At 47.1% G+C, this 6,854-nt stretch carries 4 protein-coding genes; all 4 read right to left on the reverse strand.

The window, feature by feature from the left end:
- Positions 1-104: 104 nt before the first annotated feature.
- A complete protein-coding gene (locus K5Q99_RS06290; protein WP_006081948.1) occupies positions 105-521 on the reverse strand; it encodes a MarR family winged helix-turn-helix transcriptional regulator in 417 nt (138 codons plus the stop codon).
- A gap of 145 nt (positions 522-666) precedes the next feature.
- Positions 667-1,140 carry a DUF1285 domain-containing protein gene (locus K5Q99_RS06295; RefSeq protein WP_220776370.1) on the reverse strand — a complete coding sequence of 158 codons (474 nt, stop codon included), beginning with the start codon at positions 1,138-1,140 and terminating at the stop codon, positions 667-669.
- A gap of 117 nt (positions 1,141-1,257) precedes the next feature.
- Positions 1,258-4,299 (reverse strand): D-2-hydroxyglutarate dehydrogenase YdiJ, encoded by a 3,042-nt coding sequence (gene ydiJ / locus K5Q99_RS06300; protein WP_220776371.1) that lies wholly within the window; start codon positions 4,297-4,299, stop codon positions 1,258-1,260.
- Positions 4,300-4,397: 98 nt separating this feature from the next.
- Positions 4,398-6,767 (reverse strand): phosphoenolpyruvate synthase, encoded by a 2,370-nt coding sequence (gene ppsA / locus K5Q99_RS06305; RefSeq protein ID WP_220776372.1) that lies wholly within the window; start codon positions 6,765-6,767, stop codon positions 4,398-4,400.
- Between the last annotated feature and the right edge of the window lie 87 nt (positions 6,768-6,854).

Raw genomic sequence — 6,854 nt, forward strand, 5'->3', positions numbered from 1 at the left:
ATGACGGAATTAAACTGGAGAAAATGAATTTAGACAACCACATACAGATAGCAACGAAAACGGCTAAACCGCAGTTTCCCTCCATACCGAATGAATCCGTATCATTAAGCCAAGCGATTGATCTTATTTAACAGTAAGACGAACTGCTGCTGCTCCTCATCACTGAGGTTAGACAGGAATTTTTCGTTGACCCGCTCAGCTTCGCAAATCAGATCTTGCTCTAACGCTTTGGCTTCATCGGTCAAAAAAATTTGAAAGGCGCGCCGATTATCGGCTTCTTGATGGCGGGTAATAAGACCTTGTACCTGCAACTGATCGAGTAAACGCGTCATAGTATAATTTGCCACATCGCAACGCTTAGACAATTCAGTTTGGCTGATGCCCTCCTCTTGCCACAAAGCAAACAGCACAGGCCACAGTTTTATATCGAGTTGATATCGCTTAAGATGCAGATCGAGCTCATTTTGCAGCTCGATATTTAAGTGGGAAACAAGATAGCCTAAGCTTTCATGACGATTCAAACAGCACCTCCTACAACAAAGGTTTTAACGCGTTTTCACTTACTCTGTGCGCAATCATAAGAACCCAGAGTCAGTTTTAATACTACCACTTAACCCGCAATAAACTAGTTAACACCACAGCTAATTGTGCGATTAACCTACGAACTCACTGCTCATTTAGATCATATAAATTGAATTCATTCACAAAATTATAGTAACAGGCACGGCCTAATTTTCCCCATAATCCGCGCTCAAGCGGCAAATAAACACTGTCATCGGTGATCTTCATCTGCCTTATATCCACATCGTGGTGCAGCGTTTCAATGCTAGTTCTCACATCAAGCAGAGAATGGGGTTGTGCTCGCTCAAAATCGACAATCAGCAGCGGCGCATCTTCAACCCGTACTCGCACCTTCTCCACTGGGGTAATTAAAAAATACTCATCATCGATGCAATGCAAAATACTGGCGAACAACTTAGCAAACTTTGCTGGTAGCGATGTACCTAAATACGTCCAATCACCCAAGGCATTAATGTCAAACAATGGGACTTCACTGCACAATGGCGCAACCGAGGTTAGCCTGCTATCGGCGGCGAATTGTTTGAGTGTGTGCTCAATACTGTCTGTCATCTTTTCCATCTGCAGCCTCCATCATCCATAAAAAACCAGCCTCGCGGCTGGCTTTAGTGTGACATTCAACACAGGGATATGCTAGTGAGGATAATAACAAGCTCACTAGCTAAGCGATAAACACCACTAGATATTTGCTAACTCAAGCAAGGCCTCCAGTGGATGTTTTGGCTTGTAACCGGCAAAACGTTTTACCTGGCTACGGCAAGAATAGCCCGACACTAACACTTGCGGCTGTTCAATTTTTGCTAGCGTTTGCTGCCAAGACATCTCAAACAAGGCTTTAGAGCGCTCGAGGTTATCCGCCTCATGGCCGTAGGTTCCGGCCATACCACAACAACCTAAATTGACTGCGGTTAACTTAGCACCAAAATGGGCGAAGATTTTAGTCCACTCGTTGGCAGTATTTGGCTTGGCCGTCGATTCAGTGCAATGACTAAACCAGGTATATTGCTTATCTTGCGGCGCTTTCGCGGGTAAATCCTTGATAACATTCAGTAGCCATTCGTTAGCTAACTTGACCTCAAAAGTACCGCGATTAGCCCCTAAGACTTCGCGGTATTCGTCGCGATAACACAAGACTAAGGCAGGATCGATGCCGACCATCGGCATGCCCAGTTTATGGACTTGGTTCAAAAAGTCCGCACTCGACTGCGCCGTTTTTGCGAACTTATCTAAAAATCCCTTGATATGCGTTGGCTTACCATTGGGTTTATAGGGTAACAACACGGGTTTTAACCCAAGCTTTTCAATCAACTGGATAAAGCGCAGCACAAGGCCAGAGTCATAGAAACTGTTAAAGGGATCTTGCACCACCAACACAAACTGCGAGCGCGCCTCTTCTGGAATTGCCTGTAGTGCCGCTAAGTCATAACCGCGGCTTGCATGACCATCGAGTCTTTGCTTCAAGGTCGGCACAGATAACGCAGGCGCATCCACATAACCAATCGCCTTTTTAATCACCCATTGGCTCAATGGATTTTGCGCGGCAAAGTTAGTGAGACGCGGTGCCGCGGCCATTAATGGCAAACTATCTTCGATACCTGCAACAAGATAGTCCTTAGCCGGTCTTAAATAACGTTGATAGTAGATATTAAAGAACTGCGCCCTAAACTTAGGCACATCCACTTTGACCGGACATTGACCAGAGCAGGCTTTGCAGGCCAAACAGCCCTTAAGCGATTCCATCACCTCGTGGGAGTAATCATAATCACGTTTGGCATTGATGGTATTTTGAATGCGCTGCAATATACCAAAAGGTTTCGCTTTTGCGAGGGCATTAACATCAACCCCTTCAGCCTCAAGTAGCCTTAGCCACTCTCTCATGAGTCCTGCACGTCCCTTAGGCGACTGTACTCTATCGCCTGTCACCTTAAACGATGGGCACATGGGCGAATAGCTACTGTAATTAAAACACAAGCCGTTGCCGTTACAATTCATCACATAGGGGAACGCATCACGTACTTCGATGGGAATTTGTCGGTCAAATTTACCGCGCTTAACACTGTCAACATCGTAATAGAGGGCGCCAGTCTGTTTAGGCGCCACCAGCTTGCCGGGGTTTAATCGGTTGTCGGGGTCGAACAAGCCTTTGATATCTTGTAGAACGCCGTATAGTTCATCACCAAAGACAGCAGGACCGTATTCACCACGCACGCCTTTACCGTGCTCGCCCCACATCAGGCCGCCGTATTTAAGCGTCAGTGCAGCGACTTGATCGGAAATGACCCGCAGTAGTTTTTCATCTTCAACATCGCACATATCAAGCGCAGGCCGTACATGCAACACGCCCGCATCCACATGACCGAACATACCGTATTGCAGATTATGGCCATCGAGTACTGCGCGAAACTCCATAATATAATCGGCGAGTTTTTCGGGCGGCACCGCAGTATCTTCCGCAAAGGCGATAGGTTTACGACGTCCTTTAGTGGCGCCGAGTAAGCCAACGGCTTTTTTGCGCATGCCGTAGATTTTTTCGATGCTTGGCTTGTCTTGTGTCACTTGGTAACCCAATACGCCGCACTCGCCTTTGCTGATCTGCTCAATCAACACAGTTTCCAAACTCGCGAGCTTTTGCTCAACTTCGACCGTGTCACCGGCAAATTCGACCATATTGAGGCCATCAATAACTTTACCAGGCACTTCTTGGATCAGATCCGATACCGAGTGCCAGACAATATCTTCACGGGCTAAATTCAGCACTTTTGAATCGACAGTTTCGACCACAGTCGCCCGCGCGGCAACTAAAGATGGCGCATGACGCAATGCCGATTGGAACGAATCGTACTTAATGTTCACCATCGCGCGCTCGGTCGGCAGCGGGGTGAGATTGAGTTTAGCCTCGGTTATCACCGCAAGCGTGCCCTCTGAGCCCGTTAAAATCCGAGATAAATCGAATTGTGTCAGGCTGTCGTTCCACACGTGTTTTAAGTCATAGCCAGTGAGGAAACGGTTAAGTATAGGAAATTGGTTTTCAATCTGAGTACGCTTTTCGCGGCATACCGCCGCCACAGCAGAAATCAGTTTCTGCCCTAGCGGATTATCACTGACGTTATCTGGGTTACACAGTAGTCCCGCATCTAGGGGATGCGTGTCTAGCAAACTGCCATCAATCAACACACTGCGTAGCGCCAGCACGTGATCTGAGGTCTTACCATAAACCAGTGAGCCCGCACCCGAGGCATCGGTATTAATCATGCCGCCAATTGTGGCGCGGTTTGAGGTGGATAAATCGGGACTAAAAAAGAATCCATGGGGGCGCAATACATCGTTGAGCGCATCTTTAACGACACCAGCTTCAACTCGCACCCAACCTTGCTCAGCATTCACTTCGAGCACGCGGTTCATGTAACGCGACACATCTAAAATCAAACCATGGGTGAGAGATTGTCCGTTGGTGCCCGTACCACCGCCCCGCGCACTAAAGGTCACGCTGCGAAATGCGTCGCTGGCGGCCAGCGTCAATGCAATTTGGATATCCTGCTGATTTTTAGGATATAACACGGCTTGAGGTAAAAACTGATATACCGAGTTGTCGGTGGCTTGCACTAAACGTGCGCTGTAACGTTTGTCTATATCACCGGAATACTCACTTTGCTCCAGTGCCTCAAGGAATGCCACATATACTGGTTCTAATGTTTGTTGATGTGATAGCAGGGGTAACATAGATGGCTTCTGTCAATTATCGTTATGGCGCCATTATAAACAAAAAAAAGCCGCTAAAAAGCGGCTTTTTTAACAAGTTTATGAAATGACTATCTAGATCAAGCGTGCGCTTCGGCTAAATACAACCAAGTATCAATCACAGTATCAGGGTTTAATGACACTGTATCTATGCCTTGTTCTACCAACCAAGCGGCAAAATCAGCGTGATCTGAAGGTCCTTGACCACAGATACCTATGTAAGCGCCCTTCGCTTTAGCCGCTTTAATGGCTAATGAAAGTAGCATTTTAACGGCTTCATCACGCTCATCAAATAAGTGGCTGATAATACCTGAGTCACGGTCAAGGCCGAGTGTCAGCTGAGTTAAATCGTTTGAGCCGATAGAGAAGCCATCGAAATGCTCAAGGAATTGGTCTGCTAACAGGGCGTTTGAAGGCACTTCACACATCATGATGACACGTAAACCGTCTTTGCCGCGCTCTAAACCTTGCTCTTTGAGCAGGCCGACCACTTGCTCAGCTTCTTTCACTGTGCGAACGAATGGGATCATGACTTCAACGTTTTTCAGCCCCATGTCATTACGAACGCGTTTGATCGCTTCACACTCAAGCGCAAAACAGTCACGGAAGGATTCAGAGATATAACGGCTTGCACCGCGGAAGCCCAGCATTGGGTTCTCTTCTTCTGGCTCGTATCTGTCACCGCCAACCAAGTTTGCGTATTCGTTAGACTTAAAGTCTGACATACGGACGATCACTTTCTTCGGATAGAAAGCTGAACCGATAGTCGCAATACCTTCAACCAGACGGGCAATATAGAACTCAACTGGAGATTCATAACCTGCGATCATCTCGTTGATTTCAGTTTGCAGCGCAGCGTCTTGTTGATTGAACTCAAGCAGTGCCTTTGGATGAATACCGATCATACGGTTGATGATGAATTCTAAACGCGCTAGACCCACGCCTTCGTTTGGCAAACGGGCAAAATCAAATGCACGATCAGGGTTACCCACGTTCATCATGATTTTCATTGGCAATGTAGGCAGAGAATCAACACGGTTTGAAATCACTTCAAACTCTTGTTTACCTTCGTAGATAAAGCCAGTGTCACCTTCGGCGCAAGACACAGTCACGATTTGACCAGTTTTGATACGGTCAGTCACGTCACCACAACCTACGACTGCTGGCACACCTAATTCACGGGCGATAATCGCCGCGTGACAAGTACGACCGCCACGGTTTGTGACGATGGCGCTCGCGCGCTTCATGATAGGTTCCCAATCGGGATCTGTCATGTCAGTCACTAACACGTCGCCAGGTTGGATTTGATCCATATCGGCTATTGAGGTTAATACTTTGGCTACACCAGTACCCACTTTATGACCGATAGCGCGACCTTCACAGATCACAGCGCCACGGCTCTTTAAGTGATAACGCTCAATTAATTGCACATCTTCACGGCTACGAACCGTTTCTGGACGTGCTTGAACGATATACAGCTTGCCGTCGTTACCGTCTTTCGCCCATTCGATGTCCATTGGACGACCGTAATGTTTTTCGATAACCATAGCTTGCTTAGCTAATTCTTCGACTTCAGCGTCATTGATTGAGAATTGGCGACGCTTGTCAGCAGTCACGTCTTCAATTTTGACTTGTTTGCCGTGAGCAGCATCATCTGAATACACCATTTGGATGAGCTTGCTACCGATATTACGGCGCACAACAGCCTTATGACCTAAGGCTAAAATCGGTTTGTGAACATAAAATTCATCAGGGTTTACCGCGCCTTGAACAACCATTTCACCCAGACCAAAAGATGAAGTAATAAACACCACATCGTTATTGCCAGATTCAGTGTCCATAGTGAACATCACACCTGAAGCCGCTTTATCTGAACGAACCATGCGTTGCACCCCAGCAGACAAGGCTACACCGTGGTGCTCATAACCTTGGTGGACACGGTAGGAAATAGCACGATCGTTAAAGAGTGAAGCGTATACGTGCTTGATCGCCACGAGTACAGATTCAAATCCTTTAACGTTTAAGAAAGTTTCTTGCTGACCCGCAAAAGAGGCATCTGGCATATCTTCTGCTGTTGCAGAAGAACGTACCGCGAATGACGCTTCGCTAGTTTCAGCGGCAAGTTTATCGTAAGCTTCACGAATCGCTTGCTCTAATGCTGGTTGAAATGGGGTGTCGATAACCCACTGCCTGATCTGTGCACCTACTTTAGCCAGCGCATTGACATCATCTACATCCAGTGTGGCTAGAATGTCATAAATCTTCTGGTTAACTCCGCTTTGTTCAAGGAACTCGTTGAACGCATGGGAAGTTGTCGCAAATCCGCCAGGTACTTGAACACCGGCATTGGCCAGATTGCTGATCATCTCGCCTAGAGAAGCATTTTTACCGCCAACCAAGTTGACGTCACCCATGCCTAATTCTTGATACCAGAGTACGTATTGCTGCACAGTTCTATCTCCGCAAGTTTATTTCAGTGGCCCCTTCACACGAGGGCAGCGGCATTTTACACTCCTGCCGAACACGCGTAAATCTAT

It is taken from the genome of Shewanella hafniensis, from assembly GCF_019655335.1.
Classification (GTDB): Bacteria; Pseudomonadota; Gammaproteobacteria; order Enterobacterales; family Shewanellaceae; genus Shewanella; species Shewanella hafniensis.

Excerpts from the sequence above, each read along its gene's own strand:
- ydiJ (WP_220776371.1), bottom strand. The coding sequence starts at position 4,299 with ATGTTACCCCTGCTATCACATCAACAAACATTAGAACCAGTATATGTG.
- K5Q99_RS06295 (WP_220776370.1), bottom strand. The coding sequence starts at position 1,140 with ATGGAAAAGATGACAGACAGTATTGAGCACACACTCAAACAATTCGCC.